The sequence below is a fragment of the Paraburkholderia terrae genome, assembly GCF_002902925.1.
Taxonomy (GTDB): domain Bacteria; phylum Pseudomonadota; class Gammaproteobacteria; order Burkholderiales; family Burkholderiaceae; genus Paraburkholderia; species Paraburkholderia terrae.
Genome location: NZ_CP026111.1, coordinates 2687765 through 2706558 on the forward strand (window position 1 = coordinate 2687765; position 18794 = coordinate 2706558).

An 18794-nucleotide genomic window follows, 5' to 3' on the forward strand; every position below is an offset into this window, starting at 1 on the left:
TCTCGGGGCCTACCCGAAGCGGAGACGTGCGGGCGTCAAGACCCAGGGACTGTGAAACGCACACGGAGCCGCGTTCTTCCCGCGGACAAGTCAGCACTTCCCTTCGCCCGGCGCTTCGAATAAGAGCGAAGAGCCGGGCCTCCTACCAGACCTGACGGCACACGACACCATTTTTTCGCGCCTTTCCTCGCAGGCGAGGCAAGTAGCGCAGCAACGCGCAGTCGTGTGTCGCGTCCAACAGCCTCCCGTCGCGCTGCTAACGCGCGGCCTGCTGCCGCGCTGCGATTGCGGCGGGGCTAACCACGTGCTGGAAAACTGGGAAAGCCATGAGAACGCAAGCGAAGCATCCATTGCAGGCTGTTCAAGCTGGGAAGACACTCGCGATCGAGTTCGCAAAACGGCCTGTAGATATGCACGGGTCTGCGCCGCAGGCGCGACACGTCGCACTATTGAGTTACTGCTCGACATATAAGGGCTACCGCCTTTCAGTCCATGCGCGGCCTGCGAACACCGATCTATATGCCGCCGACCTTGTTATTGAACAGTCGGAGTCCTCATCATATAAATTTCGCGCCCTGGACTATTTCTACACGGCGGCGGAGGCGCTAGGGTATGCGACGCGATGGGGAAGGATATGGATCGATCACCGACTGCAAAAAGTGGTGGAGCGGGCCATGGGTATCGACATCATGGACGGCAGACCTGACACCGCTCGCGGAAGCGGGGAGTAGTCGTCATGCAATCGCTCACCTCACTGTCAGTCGCGCGGCCTCTTCGCTTTGTACTGCGGGACGCAGGCAACCCGACAGCAGCACGACTCTACTGGCTCGGTGCCGCGAAGCCTTCGACGTACGCGAGCTTTGCCGAGGTCACCCGGCGCCTGGCTCCACTGATGCAGGTGGTCTTTTCAGATGAGCGTCCCGGCGCGTTCGTGAACCGGGATGTCGTGCGCTGCGTGCATCGATCGGGCACGGCCACACGGCTGATCTTTCTCGATGAGTCCTGGCTGGAGATATGGGATGACAGCCGATGCTCAGACATCTGCAATCTTTATTCTTGCCGGAGGCAATCGTGCTGTTCCCCCAAACCTGTTCTCTCACTGATATGAAGACGCCTGCGGAAAATGAGCGCATCGTGTCCGAAAGCGATCTGGCTCAACTGAAAGCGTGCATCAATTTGCCGACGGCGACACCGCAGCAGCGAGCGATGGTGGAGACGATTGAGGCCACCGCTTTACTTGTCGCCCCCGACCAGATACCGCCTGACGTCGTCACGATGAACACGATGATTGAATGCGCGGCACACGACAGTGCGGACACACATCGCTGGACGCTGGTTTATCCCGACAAGGCGGACTATCGGATGGGACATCTGTCGGCGCTGTCGCCTGCCGGCATTTCACTTTTGGGTGCGCGATGTGGGCAGACCGTAGTGTGCCGACCACCGAGCGGCGTGCAGATCCGTTACGTTATCAAAGCGATACTGCTGCAACCGGAGAGCCGCCACTTCGCTCAGTGACGCCTTTGGCTACCACTCGACTGGGGGGGAGCCGGGCAGTTGCAATCATCGGGTAGCGACCGGGCTGAAATCGCCGCCCCCGGGCCGACGGCGAACAGACCAAACCGACCCGTTACGGACTTTCGTACTCTCTTCATGCTCGCGTCCCTTACTGGATCGAAGCAGTCGTGGAATATGTTGATTCGTACCGAGCGAGCCCACGGCCCTTCCTGAGGCTATCGCGTCGACAGGCGCAGCTAGTGTGCCCAACGTCCCGTTTCACCAAGTTTTTACCGATTTTGTTGATCTCGAGTTTGAACCGCGACTTCGCAGAGATTATTCATCTTGGCCGCTGTCCAATTTGATCTGTATCGCCCTCGTACAGTCTTGAGCAAGCTTCGAGCCGCTCTTGGCCGCCGAACTGCTCAAACCGCACTTCCGCAGCAGCCTTGATCTCCGCCGCCGTGAGAAATGGCTGATCCTTGTCTCTACTCCGCGGGAAAATTAAGATCCTAGCTTTCGGAACGTCCCAGCCTTTTCCTTGAAACCGTCCACGCCCGCGAATCTCCTGATAGTTCACAGGCGGCGATACCTTACCCAACAATAGGCCGTTCATGGCGATCGATGCTTCGCCGAGCTTTGTCGCCGGCCCGGTGTCTCCTACTACTCCATATACGATCTGCTTGCTCGGTCCGATGGCCACAACAAGGTCGCCAACTTCTACACCCTTATCTTGGAATGTCGTGGGTTTGGCCGCCTTCAGTCGGCCTGGCAACACCAAGGCGGGTACTTTTAGTGCATCCACGTAGGCTTCCTGCGAGCAGGCATCATGTTTGACCTTATGAAGGGCCGTCGCAGATATGAGATAGCCGTCAACTGGTGCGCAAGGCTTCCGATCGTTATCGAAGGCAATGATCTGCGGCGAAATGCGCGTTTCGGCAACATTGGGCCAATGGGCCGCCTGCTGGCGTTGAGTTTCGAGCCTGCGAGCTTTCAGCCCATCGGCGTCTAAACCCGCGCACTCATCTGACATTGCATTACAAAGATTATTGAGCGCTGTGCGCTCGCCCCAAAAGTCGTCAACGCTATACGATCTACTCGTACCGTCGGTATTGGTGTGTAACCCGGTCTGAAAGAAAACAAACCTGCTTTCGCTATCGCTCCAGACTGGGGTGGTGCCGGCCCGCACGTTCAAGTTCACCTGACTGGCGCGCTGAGGCATGCCACATTCCGCCCCGCGCACCGAACCGACCATCAAGGTGGACGCCGTTAGATATGCTGCCACGCACGAAGAAATTTTTCGAGCCATGATACCCATCCATCATGTGAATATACGAATTCCGTAGTCAGCAACGCGCATGTTTTCCGACTTTAACCTATTCTCGAAAGCGACATGCATTAGTGGCAGAATTTTCTGCCAATGGCATCGAAAACCATCTCAGTTGTTACTGTTTTTCGTTGGTTTTTCGTTGGTTTTTTGTTGGGGCGATCTTCTATCTAAGCCCGGCCCGCTGGCTTACGTCCAATGGCGTTTTCGCTTGGGTGGCTCCAGCAGTTATTTCCTGAAATCTCTGAGACCAAGAATCGACCATTGCCTTCTCTTTGGACAAATCGGCCGATAGATTTTTGACGCAGTCCATTTGCCACGTACCCAAGGCGATTTGAGTGTTCAATTGCTCAAGGGCTGCCGCCATTTGATTTTGCCGCGCGAGATTGCCGCTTGGATCGTAAAACGCGATCGTGGCTGCCACGGCAGTGCCAATGGCCGGCAGAACTAGTGCCCCTAGCCTTATCGCCCGCCCACGGGCGGTCTCTGCTTTACCAAACTCTGACGAACTCAAAGCAACTAGGATCGTCGTAAGAAGTCCGATTATAATAGTCGAAAATAAGGAAAATTGCGCAGCGATATATGCCGTCTTGGCATTAACTTCAGTTAGGAGTCGCTTCGTGAATACCGAGTCGTTAAGGCTCGCAATTCGAATATAGAGTGGATGGACTTCAATATATTTTAAATCGGATGGCGGTGATAAATCTGGTTCGGAAACGCCGAGCACTTCCCGCAGTTCTTGCCGTATCGACCCGGGCGATGGGTATCCGAGGCATCTATCTATCGATAAAAGTATTGCATTTCTGTCTTTGTTAGCTTCAAGTGTGTTGTCGTTTGGAAGTTTGCTATATTCCGTGACCGGAGACCTTGAGCTAGTCCATTGATCTGGTAGTACCGAAACAAGTATGCGGACGGTGAGAGCAACTCCAATGACTGACAAAAGAATAAAGAGAACGCTCTTTACGATAACGCGGTACGCGTTCGTTGCGATTTTCATCTGAGCGCTCCACATGATCCGTGATTGAATCGGATGAAACGAATAATTCTGTGTCAGACTTTACTTCCGAACGTTTCTGAGTATTTCACAAAGCATCGGACAGGAATGTGGTCGAAGCCTCGTTCGAGGCGATCGAAAGTTCCTGATCAATCAGCGGGCGCGGCAGCGTAGCGGGGGCATCTCTCAAGTCGGTGCGATTCATTAGCGTATCCATCGACCGAAGCAACCGCTGATGCGTGACGGACGGCCTTGACACCGGGCACTGGTGTGCCATCGAGCCAGCATGTGCCGTGTTTCAATTGGAGATCGGACCTTGGCGCGCCGCGACGAGTCATCCAGGCCGAGTTCCTTCAGTAACGCAGTGTTGAACCACGTATCGTCAACCGTCAGCGCTGTGGCAAACGACACTTCGCCAACACCTTGCTTAAGCGGGGGCTTGCAGCAGTCGATCCATCACCGTCATTCGAGATCGCTCGCATTACGGACCTTGATTAAGCACGATCTGGAAACTCGCTTCCGAAAGCGCACGATCGGGGAACTCTCTGCATCCAATGACTTGGCGCATTTCATTAAAAACATAAAGGAACGTCGATCTTCACTTGGAATGAGCGCTCGCGCACACTTCCAATAGAGATCCCTTGCCGACGCATCTTTACCTCTCCTATTCTAGTAACAGCAATTCCTATATCTCCAAAACTGAAATCCCACCGGGGAAATTGAAAGCGTGGACTCTCAAATGACGCGATAATACGACCGAGGGAATAATCATGAAAAGGGAAGTCAGTGCGGCAGAGGATCGTATTATTGTTGGACAATTGAAGATCGATCTTCTACTTTGCTTTGTGTTCGGAGTGATTTTCGTATCGGTGATGCTTTACTTCGCTACGAGCATTCCCAATCCATCTCCCTTTAGTTTTACCGTATTCATAGTAGTTCTTGCTCTTGCTGCAGCTGGCGTTGGCGCAATGTTGCCGGGAACTTTCGAACTTCGATATAAGAAGACGCTTCGAGCCGCCGGTGGATTTGCAATGTTCTGTATCGTTTTAGCCTTCTCTGCGAAAATACAACAAACTGTCGTTCACTACGAAGAGCCCAAAGAGGCCCCGGAACCGGTAGCTCTGAATTATCTAAACGAGGTTGATTCAGAAAATTTGAAAGGATCATGGGATATGCTTGACCCAGTGGCTCGCGCTACGATCGCGCGTAGCTTCGATGATTATAAAACTGTTTACAAATACAGGACGGAACTAGGAACGGCTGAAAGCCGAAAATTCACTGGCACCAGCGTTGCCGAATCGCCATCTGGTCAGCCCTTGGGACTGTATAGGAATATGGTGTTTGTAACAAAATTTTCGAAGGCAAATGGTTGCCGTGTTGAAGTAGTCGTTCTTCGCGCGACTGAGTCCTTGAAATGGAAGCCATTTAGTCATCAGATCTCGCCGTCCAATGTCCCCTGCGCCCCAGGGGAAGCTGGCACCACTCAATGAATTAGCAAGCTAAGACCTCTTTATAGCTGCAAATAATGGTATTTCAGAAAGAATTCAATGGAGATTAACCGTGTTGAATTCAATCAGCTTTAATTATTCCCGGATACCCCTCAGATTCCGAAGCCCGCTTCGGTTAATATGTTATTACTTATTTATTGCATTGATGGTCGGATGCAGTGGTGGTGGTGACGACAGCTCGTCGTCACCGTCAGCACCTGCAGCTAAAGTCCAAGTACTTCCAGTACAACCTATTGCACAACAGACAGAGGTATGGTGTTGGGCCGCATCCGCCGAAATGATATTTCGATATTACGGACTTCCAAGTCTAAATCTTGCAGGAAACTATCAGTGCGGCGTCGTTGCAGCTTCTTTCGGCGGAGCCTGCTATCAAGACTGTTTCGCATGCGTCACGCCAATTGGCGGCATGTCGCAGATGCAATACGTTATCAACAATTATGGTGTGGTCGCTAATAACTTTCTCCCCTCTCGAATCCTATCTAGCCGTTTGCTCTTCGGCCCCCTCTCTCCAGCTGCGGTTATTACGGAGATTGACGCCGGGAGGCCAATTCTGGCTGGCATTTCGCCATCGAGCTTTTCGTATCCAAATATTTCGCAGCATGTTGTCGTGATCGTGGGCTACGACACTACTACCCCTGAATTCCGTCTTATCGTAAACGACCCATTTCCTTACGCTGCTTTCCCGTCGCAGCCAAATCCCTACCTTTTCTTGAACGGAGTTCCAACACGGCCGGGGCAATTCTCGATCTCTTACAATGCATTTGTCGGAGCAATGCAATGGGGGAATACTACCTACAGCATTCAGTAGCATAACCGTCGCAAACTTCAGGGTGATCTACTAGTGGCGCATGCATTCGGCCGAGCCCCATCTACTTGAACCGAACTCGGCTCTGTAACTGAAGATGAATAAGGCGCACGCGCACTGCACGTCTGAACTGGTCGAGACGGATAGCGATGCTTGCATTGAACACGGAACTTCTGACACCGCCAAAGCAGCAGGAGTGAGTCAAGGCGACATGACGACGTTGAGATTTGCAGACGAGGCGCGTGCCGCACCATCCGCGGCGCAAAGCAAGGTACACAGCATATGCGTCTTGAAGTCGACCGGTGATCCATTCATTGACGCATTAAAGTTGGCAGCGCCCTGATGTGGTTGCACCACAACGACGTGAAAATGATGCCGCTGCCCATTGAAATCCTTTAGCGTGGTACGCACTTGCGAAGTCTTCGGCAGCCTTGTGCCACGATTCAAGAGCACTCGGAACTGGCTGGCCCTCCATTCCCAAAGCATCGCCACGCCGCGGCCGAGCCGGCCCACCAAATACTCGCGCGTTTCTGGAAACTGGACGCGCCCTAGGTTCTTAGTGGCTTGACCAAGTACCTCTTCGTACTGCTTCGGCGCCATGCCTCGCCCCGGTTTGCTGGACGATGAGGCTTTCACATGCACCATCACGAACGCCAGGTGTGACGGATTCGCGGGCGTCGCAAAGCACTGATGCTTTGCCATGACTATGAAGTCTGCTAGTTCGTTACTTCCGTCGTCACAGACGCAGAAAGCGTACGAGTTAGGATCTGTGGCGCTATTGAAGCGCGGGAAGCATTTGGCCATTCCATCTTGGATCCACCAAGAAAACAGAGATTTATCGACACCGATCTGCGTCCAGACAACAGCCCTCCCACCGCCAGCCGGAAGTGGCTTTTCGATCTTGATGTTCCAAGTACCCGCGGAAAAATTGACCGGGGTGATCGTCCCTTCGTAGCTTGAAGCTCGCGCATCAAGCATGTTCCACTCGCCATCACCTAGACTGTGTCCCGACTCGTACCAGACTGACCAGACCGATCTGTTGCGCAGCAGCTGTTTGAATGCATCCCACCGAGGCCATCCCTGAGAGTCAGTCGCTAAAACGGCTGTGGCCGCTGCGTCGGCAAGCGTCACAGTGACATCGACTTTCCAATCTTGCTGCGCACGATTCGCGTTGGCATGGTCGCGGTCACGGATGTAAAGCGTGAAGTTCTGGTCCGCAGAACTGCCCGTTGTCTCAAGCTCGACCCGCGCCTCGAAGTTCTCTAGGAACAACTTCGTAGTGTCATCGAGATCTGCCGCCGTGTCAGTGGCAATGAAAGAGAAATCGAAAGCTTTGACCACGGAACCGGCGGTCGGTGTTTGGGACAGCGCCTGCGCGAGGATTGGAAGCGGAGAGAAGGTCCTGGTGCGCCGGTTGGCAATGTGTCCCACGAGCGCCTGGAAGCGAGTAGCGAAGTCTGCGAGACCGGTTGTCGGGCCAATCCAGGCATAGGACCGTTTGGGACTGACGCCGACTCTAGAGACACCGCTGGCCACGGAAAGTCCCGTGTCCGCGCGGCCGGAGGAAGGCCTGAACGTTCGGTCATCCAACGGGCTGAGCGCCGTCTGCAGTTGAGATCCTGTCAGTACCTTGGAGTCGGCTTTGAAGGGCGACTTCCTATGGATGCCGGATAACCACAGGGTGCGCAACTGGGCTGACCTCAGCAGAGCGTTTTCCAGAACCTCTGCTGCCATCGCCGCCAAGCCGGGCTGGGCGTCCAGATAGTCGCTGACGCGCTTGCGAACTTCCGTGGCGGACGTCGACATGCCAAGAACCGGCCCGTTGCTAATCACGACTAGAATGTGCTGCTCCACATCCACGACCGTGGGATCGTCTGTCCAGGCCGACTGGGTGGTTTTTTTGAAGTGGATGGCCCAGCCGCTGGTGCCGACTACTGGTGGAAGCGCGGACTGCGCCACGACCTCGACGTGACTGTTGCTTGACCTGCTTGCAGTCAACTGCTGAGCAATTCCGCCCGCGAGCGCCCTCAGATTCAGCGCAGGTGCTGCAACGTATTCGTAAAGCTGGAACGCGGCATAGGGGCGAAGCTGGCTGATATTCAACGTTCTGGTCTGGGAATTTGTGGCCATAGTTTTTGCTTGTTCTTGGAGCTTCTTCTGTGCGTCGCCTGCCTTTCATCGGCCGCAACGTGACGCTGCATGTACTTTGGGCTAAATCCACCAAACCTGTGTACTTTGGGCTTAATAGTCTCACCGCAGCGCATTTTCACACATGGCGACCGGAAGCGGCGCACACTCGGCTGCCTATTCGGCGCCGTTGACGCGTGCTTTGGATCGACTGCACGCTTTTGCCGAACCAGTGACGGTGGCCTATCGTCCGAGTTTGCGAAATGGCTGTTCTGCGGCAACGAAAAGACCTACGCACTCCAATCCGACACCGTCCGCTTCGGCTGAAATCAGTGCGTTGCAGGTCAGGCAGATTTCGAAATGAAGCAGTCGTACGAACGACTGTTGCACGGGTCAGCCCAATGGCAGGAAGTGGCCGAAATGCGCCCGCCGAGCCATGCACGGTTACGTGGCCGATTTTTTTCACGCAGCGGCGAACACCGCGCGTTGACGGCCGAATGCTGCTACTTGCACACAGAACGCGCTTACTCCGACGCACTCAGCAAGACACTTATGGCGCGACTTTGCGGAAGTTTTTGATTTCTATTCATGCGCCGTCGTATGTACTCTGTCGCCCTATGAGCGACAAAGCATGAACACCAGAGACAAAACGCGAATGCTAGCGCAGAGGCAGATAAAACCAAAAGCGACGCCGGCAAAACTACCATCCAGCGTCGCAGACAAAAAACGTCAGAACGGCAACTTGGCGTCAGCCTTCTCCGCCAGAATCACGCGCCGAAAATCTTCCTGAATCCGCTTCAGAGCCACATCATTATCGGCCTCAAACCGCATAACAACGACAGGCGTCGTATTAGACGAACGTGCAAGCCCGAACCCATCCGGATACTCAACACGCAAGCCGTCAATCGTCACAACCTGATCGGCGTCAGGAAACGTCGCACTCTTCTGCAGACGCGCGATCAGCTCAAAATTCTCACCTTCCTGAAGCTTCAGTTGCAGCTCCGGCGTGGAATGCGAATTCGGCAGGTCATTGAGCAGCTTGCTCGGATCAGCCACCTTCGCAAGAATTTCCAGCAACCGCGCGCCGGTATATAGCCCGTCATCAAACCCATACCAGCGGTCCTTAAAGAACACGTGACCGCTCATCTCACCCGCCAGCGGGGCGCCAGTCTCCCGCAATTTCGCCTTTACGAGCGAGTGCCCCGTCTTCCACATCAGCGGCTCGCCGCCCTTCTCCTTCACCCACGTCGCCAGATTGCGCGTGCATTTCACGTCATAGATGATCTGCGCGCCCTTGTTGCGCGACAGCACTTCCTCTGCAAACAGCATCAGCTGGCGATCCGGATAAATGATCTGGCCATCTTTCGTGACCACGCCCAGGCGGTCGCCGTCACCATCGAATGCAAAGCCGATCTCCGCATCCGTTTCCTTCAGCGCGCGGATCACGTCCTGCAGGTTTTCCGGGTGTGCCGGGTCCGGGTGGTGATTCGGGAAGTTGCCGTCGATCTCCGTGAACAACTCGACCAGCTCGCAGCCCAGCGCCTTGAACAGACGCGGCGCGAGACCGCCCGCAACGCCGTTGCCCGTATCGACGACCAGCTTCAGCGGCCGCGCGAGCTTGATGTCGCTCGTGATGCGCTCGAGGTACGTATCGGCGATGTCGTAGTCCTGATAAGTGCCGCTGCCGCTTTCAAAGCGGTTTTCGGTGATGCGCTTGTACAGCCCCTGAATCTGCTCGCCGTAGATGGCCGCGCCGCGCAGCACCATCTTGAAGCCGTTGTAATCGGGCGGATTGTGGCTGCCCGTGACGACGATGCAGGAGTCGACGCGGCGCTCGCCGCCATCGAGCTTGAGCGGCACGCTGGCCGCAAAATAACCGACGGGCGTCGGCACCATGCCGACGTTGACCACGTCGACACCCGCCGCGCGCAGGCCGTCCGACAACGCCTGGATCAGTTCGGGACCGGAGAGCCGGCCGTCGCGCGCGACGACGACGGCATCGCCGCCCTGCGCGCGCACTTCGCTGCCGAATGCGCGACCGATCGAACGCGCGGTTTCGGCGTCGAGCGTCTTGCCGATCACTCCGCGGATGTCATATGCCTTGAATATGGATTGCGAGATCATGGATTGGCTCACTTACGTGCAATGGAAAATTTGGATGACACAGCGTGGTCATGGCACTGTGCCTTGCCGGAAGCGGTCCGGATACAACTTATAATTGCGCTTTTCAGCGTCGCCTTACTGGCACCATTCTAATGCTTAGATGCCCCGGGCTCACAAAGTTGCCGCATCGTTCGTTCGGTTGGGCACGCCAAGTTACAGACTACACGCACCTCCCGTGCCCGCAGACAGCAAACGGTCGCCATGCGGATGCCGGCGCTTAAGCGTTTTACGAATCCCGACGTCACGCGCGCTGTCGCAAACCTTGTCTGGCTTGGCCTCGAGCGCCTCACGCAGATCGGCGTGGCGATCGCGATCAGCGGCGTGCTGGCGCGCTACTTCGGTCCCGACGTGTTCGGCAAATGGCAATACGCCAATACGCTTTTGCTCGTCCTGTCGCCGATTACATGGGTGTGCGGCGCGGAGATTCTCGTGCCGACCATCGTACATCGTCCGCCTGAACAACTCGGCACCGTGCTCGGCAGCGCGTTCGCATTGCGGCTCGCGGTGTCGGCCGTCGCGCTTTTGCTGACCTGGGCGGGGATTGCGGCGGGCGTCACCGATCCCCTCGTCGGCGCGATGCTCGCCGGGCTGGCCGTCACGATGCTGTTTCGCGAGCCATTCGTCGGCGTGATCAACGCGTGGCTGCAAAGCATGACCTACAGCAAGCCGCAGTTGCTCACCAGCATGACGACGGCCATCGCGAAGGCCGTGCTCGTCTGGCTGCTGGTGCGCGCGGCCGCGGCGCCGTCGCGCTTCGGCTGGCTGTGGGCGCTCGAATCGGCCGTGATCGGCGCGGTGCTGGTCGTCTATTTCATGCAAAGGCACGGCGGCAAGCTGGGCTGGCGCGTGGACCGCGCGCTGTTTCGCCATTTCGCGACGGCGGGCACCGTGTTCTGGATCGGGCTGATCTGCATGTACCTGTTCCTGAAGCTCGACCGCCTGATGCTGGAGCGCGCAATCTCGTTCGCCGACCTCGGCCGCTACTCGGCCGCGCAACAGCTCAACGAAAACTGGATCACGCTCGCGCTGATGCTGGCGCAAACGCTTGCGCCCGCGTTCGTCTACCGCGTCCAGGACGCCGCGCAACTGCGCCGCAACATGTGGCGGCTCACGGCGATGACAGCCGTTCTGATGATCGCCGGCGCGTTCGTGCTGGATCTGCTCGCGGGCTTCATCATCCGCCGCGTGTTCGGGCCGGATTTCGAAGAAGCCGTCGATATCTTCCGCTGGGCCGTGTGGCTGTCCGTTCCCGCCGGCATCGAGGCAATCGGCAACCTGGTGGTCCTGAAGTATCAGGCGAAGTTCGTCTTGCTGTCGAAGTGGCTGCTGGCGCTCGCCGTCGCGTGCATCGTCAATCTGCTGGCGATTCCGCGTTTCGGCGCGTATGGCGCGTTGATCGGCCTTGCCGTCGGCTATCTCGCCGCGGCGTCCGTCAATTTTTATTACATCCGTTACAAGCTGCGTCCATGACGTCTTCTTCATTCACACCGCCCGTGGGCGCTGCGCCGCTCGACGACGTCGCCGTGCTGATGCCCGCCTACAACGGCCAGGAGGACGTCGAGCGCACGCTGGCCTCGTTCAGCGAGGACGCGCGCATCCACGTGCTGATCGTCGACGACGGCAGCACGCCGCCCATCGTTTCGCCCGCGCTGCCGAACATGTCGATAGAAGTGCTGCGCATGCCGAAGAACGGCGGCATCGAACGCGCGTTGCAGGCGGGCATCGAAGCGCTCGCTGCGCGCGGCTATCGCTACGCCGCGCGCATCGACGCGGGCGACCTGACCGTGCCGCAGCGGCTTGCGCGACAGCGCGCGTATCTCGAAGCGCATCCGCAGGTCGCGGGACTCGGCATGTGGACGCAGGTTGTCTCGCGCGAGGGCCAGCCGCTCTTCATGCTGACGCCGCCCACCGAACCGCGCACGATCCGCCGCGTGCGCTTCATGCGCGCGTGTTTCGTGCATCCGTCGATGATGCTGCGTATCGACGCTGTGCTCGCTGTGGGCAACTATCGCGAGGCTTACAAGGCGGCTGAAGATCTCGATCTGTTCCTGCGTCTGATGGAGCGTTACGACTGCGCGAACCTGCCCGAACTCGGCCTGTATTACGAGCTGAACGAAGGCGGCATCAGCGCGACGAAGCGGCGACGCCAGATCGCCTCGACGCTGCGTTTGCAGATGCGCTACTTCAACGTACTGAATCCATACGACTGGCTCGGTCTCGCGAAGAATCTGCTGCACTTCGTCACGCCTTACCAGACACTTCAGCGCGTGAAGAAACGGCTCTACGCGCCGCGCGCGAGCCTCTAAAAACCGCCCGATCCAACACGCAACGCAAGCATGAAGCAACCCATCCAATCCGCCGGCGCGCTGCGCATCACGCTCGTCTGCAACACCGCGTTCGCGATTTACACCTACCGGCAAGGGCTGATACGCACGCTCGTCGCGCGGGGCGTCGACGTGACGGTGATCGCACCGCGCGACCGCACCTTCGATCTGCTCCAGCAGATGGGCTGCCGCTGCATCGAGTTGCATGTCGCATCGAAAGGCACGAATCCGCGCGACGATCTGCGCACGCTGTGGGCGCTGTACCGGCTGTATCGCGAGATTCGTCCGCATGTCGTGTTTCACTACACGATCAAGCCGAACATTTACGGAACGATTGCGGCGAAACTGGCAGGCGTCGATTCGGTTGCCGTCACGACGGGCCTCGGCTATGTTTTTATCCAGAAGAGCCGTGCGGCGCAAATCGCCAAGCTGATGTACCGTTTTGCGTTCCGTTTTCCGCGCGAAATATGGTTTCTGAATAAGGACGATGAAGCCGCGTTTCGCGACCAGCAATTGCTCGCGCATCCAGAGCGCGCGCGCCTGCTGCACGGTGAAGGCGTGGATCTCGACCAGTTTTCTTTCACGCCACTGCATAAGCGTGAAAATAGGCAGGATGCATTTTCTTTTGTATTAATCGGCCGCCTGTTGTGGGATAAAGGCGTGGGCGAATATGTCGAAGCAGCACGGCAATTGCGCGCGCAATATCCACATGCGCGCTTCCAGTTGCTGGGGCCCGTTGGCGTCGACAATCCCAGCGCGATCTCGCAGGCCGAAGTCGACGCATGGGTGCGCGAAGGCGTGATCGACTATCTGGGCGAGGCGCATGACGTGCGCCCGCTGATCGCCGCCGCCGATTGCGTCGTGCTGCCTTCGTATCGCGAAGGCGTGCCGCGCACGCTGATGGAAGCGTCGGCAATGGGTCGGCCCATCGTCGCCACCGACGTGCCCGGCTGCCGCGAAGTCGTCGCGGACGGTGTCAACGGCTTGTTATGCGAGGCGCGTAATGTGGACAGCCTCGCGGCGAAGCTCGCGCAGATGCTCGACATGAGCGACGACGAACGTCGCGCGATGGGCGTGCGCGGCCGCGAGAAAGTCGCGCGGGAATTTGACGAACGCGTTGTCGTCGAACGGTATAAAGCCCTGATCCAGCAGTTGACGGGCACAACACTCTAAAGGGAGCTCAGCATGACCACGAAGGGCACGATTCTGGTAACGGGCGGTGCAGGCTTTATCGGTTCGCACACGTGCGTGGAACTGCTCAACAGCGACTACGACGTGGTCGTGATCGACAATCTCATCAACAGCAAGCGCGAATCGATCGCGCGCGTCGAGAAGATCACGGGCAAGAAGGTCGCGTTCTACGAAGCGGATGTGCGCGACGAAGCCGTCGTCAACACGATCTTCGACAAGCACCCCGTCACGGGCGCGATTCACTTCGCGGCCTTGAAGGCGGTCGGCGAATCGGTGGCAAAGCCGCTCGAGTACTACCGCAACAACATGGACGGCCTGCTCGTGCTGCTCGACGTGATGCGCGCGCGCAACGTGAAGCAGTTCGTGTTCAGCTCGTCGGCGACGGTGTATGGCGTGCCGAAGAGCTCGCCCATCGACGAATCGTTCCCGCTCTCGGCGACCAACCCGTACGGCCAGAGCAAGCTGATCGCCGAACAGATCCTGCGCGACCTCGAAGTCTCCGATGCGTCGTGGCGCATCGCGACGCTGCGCTACTTCAATCCGGTCGGCGCGCATGAAAGCGGTCTGATCGGCGAAGACCCGGGCGGCGTGCCGAACAACCTGATGCCGTACGTCGCGCAGGTCGCCGTCGGCAAGCTGGAAAAGCTGCGTGTGTTCGGCGGCGACTACGACACGCCGGACGGCACGGGCGTGCGCGATTACATCCACGTTGTCGATCTGGCGCGCGGGCATATCGCGGCGCTCGACGCGCTCGTCAGGCACGATGCGAGCTTCGTCGTGAATCTCGGCACCGGTCAGGGCTATAGCGTGATCGACGTCGTGAAGGCGTTCGAGAAGGCGTCGGGCAAGCCCGTGCCGTATGAAATCGTCGCGCGCCGGCCCGGCGACGTCGCGCAGTGTTTCGCGAATCCGGCGAAGGCGCTCGAGGTGATCGGCTGGGAGGCGCAATACGGCATCGAGCGCATGTGCGCCGACCATTGGCGCTGGCAGGCGCAGAATCCGCGCGGATTTGAGTAATACCATCGGCTACCGGGGAATACTCGCCATTGCGCGGGTACTCCCCCCGCGTCGCTGATGCACGATCCACGGCACGCCAGACTCAGGACAATGGATGGTGAGAAGCGCGCGCACAACGCCAATCGCCACGATTTCGCAAGTGCACGGCTTTTGCTGTGGGTACCTTTTCCCGCGCGTGAGCCAGGTAGCTGACCCTAAAAGCTGTCACGCCCTGATCGACGACAACCCGATAACCCGGAGCGCGATGAAGACGCGTTTTCTGATAGCAACAGCGAGGTTCTGACAGGGGCGAGCGTCTGGGCTTGCAAGCGTGCAAGGCACCACCCAGCTATCCGCCGTGAGGCGATCAGTTTGCCTGCCATCACATCATTTTCTGAACCGCGAGACCGGCTAACGCATCCGGGCCCAAAGTTTCGAGTTCCTCCCGATCTGCGGCTTCAACAAAAAAACCACGGACGGTACCGTCGCCATCTCGCGGGAAAAGTTTCATAAAAAAATGCCCCCGCACGCACGGACATCCATCGATGCCACACCCCCCATCTGGCGGACTGGTCGATGTCAGGCCGCTGACGGGTACGACAGCACCACCCTCCAGCACGCCGTCCTCTGGAACGTTGTCGTATTGGATCAGTTCAATGTTCATCGTTGCGCCAGTGGGTAAAGGTATCAAACCGCGGCCGTACTTCGTGCCATATGAAGCCAGCAGAAACGTTTGTCAGCAAAAGCCGGGAGCCGACTATCCACGTGCTATGTCTGTCGGGCATTTTTCACTTGCGGCATCGACTGGTCGGAGCCGGCAGTTGAAATGCGCATGCCCTTTGCGCATCTACCTGCGTCTTTGCTGGAGCCCGATGGCCTCGCCAACTGCGATCACAAGATAGTTGCAATGGTGAAGACGCGACGCATGCGCCAGACAGCGCCGGTGCGACGTTCATCACTGTGCATCGCCAAACTGCAGCACAGGAAGCGCCTTCTGTCCGTCGAAGTGAGGGAGCGCTGAAAACGCCCCTCTCTGGCCGGTCGAAGAAACGACCTGCTTAGCTGGCTACTGTATCGCACGCCAGTTCACGGGCAAACCGGCCACGGGACATCGAATAGCCCACGGTTTATGACAACGTCATTGCTCGATATTCAGAAAATTGGCTAGCCCAGGATGCAATGCTCCGGCCTCCCGGTCGGTCCGGATCATGAGCGGCAACTGATTTAACGCCGACTTCCTTGGTCCTCCATCCAGGCGGCGAATTCAGATTCGGCAGGTCATGGTGATTCGTCATCGATAAATCTTTATCGGAAAAATGACGGATGGGACTACTCGCCGCGCGAAGCAGCAGCTTGAAACGTTTGCGCTTTATTCGCGTCGGTCGGAGATCTATTCGACGCGGCGGCATTCCCTGGTGAGCTCACTCGGGCGGGCGCTACCGGAAGCGGGAGAAGCACAGGGTAAAAATGGCACGTGGCGGGGCGTCGCGGCAAGGGCAAGAAACCATGGCCCGACGCCAACCTTCTCGTTCAATGGTATGCGAGGGCCCGACTCGCAACCTTCTGGTATGCCTCGAGGGCGCAGATTCACGTTCACCGAATCGCGCACCCACCGCCCGAAACGTTGCGGCGTCGTATGAAGAGCGCCAGGTACGCGACCAGGATCGTCGCGTCTTCAGGCCCGGTCCGCACACCGTTCGCGCGAGAGCGGCTGATGCGAACGCGGCATGTCCAGTCTTGTCAGACTTGCCGCAGGATACGGGCGATCGGCTTTTGTACTCTTGGGCGCCTTCGCAATGATTTCTCGCGCGGCCATTTCAGAAAATGGCGTTGTCGTTTTTTGCGCAATCCCCGCGTTGCCAACGGCCAGATCGGATTCACCTGCATCGCCCAGACAGGCGGCAAGGCGAGAGCAACAGGTATCTTGCTTTCGCGGCACCACCCCGCCGCGACAAGACGGCTGACTCCCGCGAGTGCGTCGTCGTTTTCGCACTAACTCCCCGTGCGTCCATACTGGTCGTCAAACCGCACAATATCGTCCTCACCGAGATAGCAACCCGACTGCACCTCGATGATCTCGAGCGGCGTCTTGCCCGGATTCTCCAGCCGGTGCAGCGTGCCGAGCGGAATATACGTGGACTGGTTCTCGGTCAGCAGGAACGACTCGTCGCCGCGCGTCACGCGCGCGGTGCCGCGCACGACGATCCAGTGCTCCGCGCGATGGTGATGCATCTGAAGCGATAGCCGCCCACCCGGCTTCACGACGATGCGCTTCACCTGAAAGCGCTCGCCTTGGTCGATCGAGTCGTAGCAGCCCCATGGCCGCTCGACCTTCCGGTGCACCTTTGCTTCCGTATTTTTCGCCTTGTTCAGGCGGGTCACGATCGCCTTCACATCCTGCACGCGGTCTTTCGCGGCGACGAGCACGGCGTCGGCCGTCTCGACCACCACGACGCCCGTCACGCCGACGCACGCGACCAGCCGTCCTTCCGAATGCGCGTACGTGTCGGTCGTGCCTTCGAGCAGCACGCGGCCCCGCGCGACGTTGCCAGCGCCGTCCTTCGCGCTGACGTTCCAGACGGCATCCCACGCGCCAACGTCGGACCAGCCGGCTCTCAGCGGCACGATGATGCCCATCAGCTTCGGATCGTCGCCGATGTGTTCCATCACCGCGTAGTCGATCGAATCGCTCGGACAGGCCGCGAAGGCGGCGCGATCGAGTTGTAGCGAGCCGTCGCTCGCGATGCTCGCACGTTCGTACGACGCGCGGCACGCCGCGGCGATTTCCGGCCGGCACGCCGTGATCGCCGCGAGCCAGACCGATGCGCGCATCACGAACACGCCGCTGTTCCACCAGTATTCGCCCGAGGCGACGTATTGTTCCGCCGTTTCCTGCGCGGGCTTTTCGACGAAGCGTTCGATGCTGCGCGCGCCGCGTCCATCGGCGGGCAGGCCTGTCTTGATGTAGCCGTAGCCCGTTTCCGCGCGCTCGGGCGGCACGCCGAGCGTGACGATCGCGTCGCGCAGCGCGTGCTGGATGGCCTGCTGAAGCGTGTCGACGAAGGCGGCATCATCGGTGATCAGATGATCGGCGGGCATCACGACGAGAATCGGGTCTTCGCCGTGCGGGGCATCCGCGAGCGCCGTCAGCGCGGCGATCGTCAACGCGGGTGCCGTATTGCGCGGCGCCGGTTCCAGCACGACGCGCGAATCGCACGCGCAGCGCTCAAGCCGTTCCTTCGTCAGCAGCTTCAGTTCCTCGCTACAGACGACCAGCGTCGGTTGCGTCCTGACGATATGCGGCGCGGGATGTTCGTGGGTGGGCGCGCGCAGGCCCTGGGTTCTGCGCAGCGTCGCTTCGAGCAGCGACTCGTCGCTGGTGAGGCCAATCAGCTGTTTCGGGCACTGCTCGCGCGATAGCGGCCACAGGCGTGTGCCGGAGCCGCCTGCCAGCACGACGGGTTGAATGACGTAGGCAAGCTGGGCCTCCCGATCGAGGACATCTTGCGCGACTGCTTCCACGATGACGTTCATTGTTTCTCCCATGACGCCGGGTCAGGGCGGATGACACGATGTTGCGGCGTCTGTCCATTGAACCAATCGTCACGCAGGTTTTCTGTGCGTCGGGGCACAAAAAACCGGCCAGAAACCCGGTAACGCCGGGCGGAAATTCCGGCTCCATGGCACCCGCATCGGTCAGCCTGTCGTCGGTGCATGTGCAGCGCTGCTGCCGCGCCACCCGTGCATGAATCGCTCCCGATGGCCAGTACGGGGGCCGGGCAATGCAAAAGTTTGCCGCGGCACGAGCATTTCTTTCTCGTCGGCATCAGGCGTGAGACCCGCGAATGGAAGCGGCGCATCA

General features: G+C 58.5%; 13 protein-coding genes. 7 read left to right on the forward strand and 6 right to left on the reverse strand.

What is annotated here, in order from left to right; genetic code table 11:
- The first annotated feature begins 1071 nt into the window (after positions 1 to 1071).
- Positions 1072 to 1518 (forward strand): GreA/GreB family elongation factor, encoded by a 447-nt coding sequence (locus C2L65_RS11880; RefSeq protein ID WP_233446455.1) that lies wholly within the window; start codon positions 1072 to 1074, stop codon positions 1516 to 1518.
- A 319-nt stretch (positions 1519 to 1837) separates the two neighbouring features.
- On the opposite strand, the gene C2L65_RS11885 is transcribed toward C2L65_RS11880, so the two are convergent.
- Both C2L65_RS11885 and C2L65_RS11890 read right to left on the reverse strand, forming a co-directional pair.
- A complete protein-coding gene (locus tag C2L65_RS11885; protein ID WP_158660409.1) occupies positions 1838 to 2806 on the reverse strand; it encodes a glycoside hydrolase family 75 protein in 969 nt (322 codons plus the stop codon).
- Between the two features lie 184 nt (positions 2807 to 2990).
- Entirely contained in the window at positions 2991 to 3821 is an 831-nt protein-coding gene (locus C2L65_RS11890; RefSeq protein ID WP_156132292.1) for a hypothetical protein, read from the reverse strand.
- Positions 3822 to 4588: 767 nt separating this feature from the next.
- On the opposite strand from C2L65_RS11890, the gene C2L65_RS11900 reads away from it, so the two are divergent.
- Both C2L65_RS11900 and C2L65_RS47285 read left to right on the forward strand, forming a co-directional pair.
- Positions 4589 to 5308 carry a DUF4019 domain-containing protein gene (locus tag C2L65_RS11900; protein WP_081920896.1) on the forward strand — a complete coding sequence of 240 codons (720 nt, stop codon included), beginning with the start codon at positions 4589 to 4591 and terminating at the stop codon, positions 5306 to 5308.
- Between the two features lie 433 nt (positions 5309 to 5741).
- Positions 5742 to 6134 carry a C39 family peptidase gene (locus C2L65_RS47285; RefSeq protein ID WP_427910158.1) on the forward strand — a complete coding sequence of 131 codons (393 nt, stop codon included), beginning with the start codon at positions 5742 to 5744 and terminating at the stop codon, positions 6132 to 6134.
- 198 nt (positions 6135 to 6332) lie between these two features.
- Here the strand turns inward: C2L65_RS47285 and C2L65_RS11910 are convergent, their stop codons facing one another.
- Together C2L65_RS11910 and C2L65_RS11915 are read right to left on the reverse strand one after the other, a co-directional pair.
- Positions 6333 to 8261 (reverse strand): hypothetical protein, encoded by a 1929-nt coding sequence (locus C2L65_RS11910; RefSeq protein WP_042307494.1) that lies wholly within the window; start codon positions 8259 to 8261, stop codon positions 6333 to 6335.
- A 726-nt stretch (positions 8262 to 8987) separates the two neighbouring features.
- Positions 8988 to 10382: a phosphomannomutase/phosphoglucomutase gene (locus C2L65_RS11915; RefSeq protein WP_042307493.1), complete on the reverse strand. Its 1395-nt coding sequence runs from the start codon at positions 10380 to 10382 to the stop codon at positions 8988 to 8990.
- Between the two features lie 246 nt (positions 10383 to 10628).
- Here C2L65_RS11915 and C2L65_RS11920 point away from each other — a divergent pair, with 246 nt between their 5' ends.
- From C2L65_RS11920 to galE, 4 genes are read left to right on the forward strand one after another with little or no spacing between them, the layout of a single operon-like run.
- The gene (locus tag C2L65_RS11920; protein ID WP_042307491.1) at positions 10629 to 11891 is read left to right on the forward strand and encodes an oligosaccharide flippase family protein; all 1263 of its coding nucleotides are present in this window, start codon (positions 10629 to 10631) and stop codon (positions 11889 to 11891) included.
- The gene (locus C2L65_RS11925; protein ID WP_042307489.1) at positions 11888 to 12727 is read left to right on the forward strand and encodes a glycosyltransferase; all 840 of its coding nucleotides are present in this window, start codon (positions 11888 to 11890) and stop codon (positions 12725 to 12727) included. Before C2L65_RS11920 ends, C2L65_RS11925 begins: the two co-directional genes overlap by 4 nt.
- Before the next feature lie 30 nt (positions 12728 to 12757).
- On the forward strand, positions 12758 to 13918 hold the full coding sequence (locus tag C2L65_RS11930; RefSeq protein WP_042307487.1) for a glycosyltransferase family 4 protein: 1161 nt from the start codon (positions 12758 to 12760) through the stop codon (positions 13916 to 13918).
- Positions 13919 to 13930: 12 nt separating this feature from the next.
- The gene (gene galE, locus C2L65_RS11935) at positions 13931 to 14953 is read left to right on the forward strand and encodes a UDP-glucose 4-epimerase GalE (RefSeq protein ID WP_042307486.1); all 1023 of its coding nucleotides are present in this window, start codon (positions 13931 to 13933) and stop codon (positions 14951 to 14953) included.
- Positions 14954 to 15314: 361 nt separating this feature from the next.
- Here galE and C2L65_RS11940 read toward each other — a convergent pair whose 3' ends face one another.
- Together C2L65_RS11940 and C2L65_RS11950 are read right to left on the reverse strand one after the other, a co-directional pair.
- A complete protein-coding gene (locus C2L65_RS11940; RefSeq protein WP_042307484.1) occupies positions 15315 to 15596 on the reverse strand; it encodes a hypothetical protein in 282 nt (93 codons plus the stop codon).
- A 1328-nt stretch (positions 15597 to 16924) separates the two neighbouring features.
- On the reverse strand, positions 16925 to 18466 hold the full coding sequence (locus tag C2L65_RS11950; protein WP_042307526.1) for a mannose-1-phosphate guanylyltransferase/mannose-6-phosphate isomerase: 1542 nt from the start codon (positions 18464 to 18466) through the stop codon (positions 16925 to 16927).
- Between the last annotated feature and the right edge of the window lie 328 nt (positions 18467 to 18794).

What these genes read in the sequence shown, in the direction of transcription:
- C2L65_RS11925 (WP_042307489.1), top strand. Translation starts at nt 11,888, where the DNA reads ATGACGTCTTCTTCATTCACACCGCCCGTGGGCGCTGCGCCGCTCGAC.
- C2L65_RS11940 (WP_042307484.1), bottom strand. Translation starts at nt 15,596, where the DNA reads ATGAACATTGAACTGATCCAATACGACAACGTTCCAGAGGACGGCGTG.
- C2L65_RS11900 (WP_081920896.1), top strand. Translation starts at nt 4,589, where the DNA reads ATGAAAAGGGAAGTCAGTGCGGCAGAGGATCGTATTATTGTTGGACAA.
- C2L65_RS11910 (WP_042307494.1), bottom strand. Translation starts at nt 8,261, where the DNA reads ATGGCCACAAATTCCCAGACCAGAACGTTGAATATCAGCCAGCTTCGC.
- galE (WP_042307486.1), top strand. Translation starts at nt 13,931, where the DNA reads ATGACCACGAAGGGCACGATTCTGGTAACGGGCGGTGCAGGCTTTATC.
- C2L65_RS11930 (WP_042307487.1), top strand. Translation starts at nt 12,758, where the DNA reads ATGAAGCAACCCATCCAATCCGCCGGCGCGCTGCGCATCACGCTCGTC.
- C2L65_RS47285 (WP_427910158.1), top strand. Translation starts at nt 5,742, where the DNA reads ATGCAATACGTTATCAACAATTATGGTGTGGTCGCTAATAACTTTCTC.
- C2L65_RS11885 (WP_158660409.1), bottom strand. Translation starts at nt 2,806, where the DNA reads ATGGCTCGAAAAATTTCTTCGTGCGTGGCAGCATATCTAACGGCGTCC.
- C2L65_RS11920 (WP_042307491.1), top strand. Translation starts at nt 10,629, where the DNA reads ATGCCGGCGCTTAAGCGTTTTACGAATCCCGACGTCACGCGCGCTGTC.
- C2L65_RS11890 (WP_156132292.1), bottom strand. Translation starts at nt 3,821, where the DNA reads ATGAAAATCGCAACGAACGCGTACCGCGTTATCGTAAAGAGCGTTCTC.
- C2L65_RS11915 (WP_042307493.1), bottom strand. Translation starts at nt 10,382, where the DNA reads ATGATCTCGCAATCCATATTCAAGGCATATGACATCCGCGGAGTGATC.
- C2L65_RS11950 (WP_042307526.1), bottom strand. Translation starts at nt 18,466, where the DNA reads ATGAACGTCATCGTGGAAGCAGTCGCGCAAGATGTCCTCGATCGGGAG.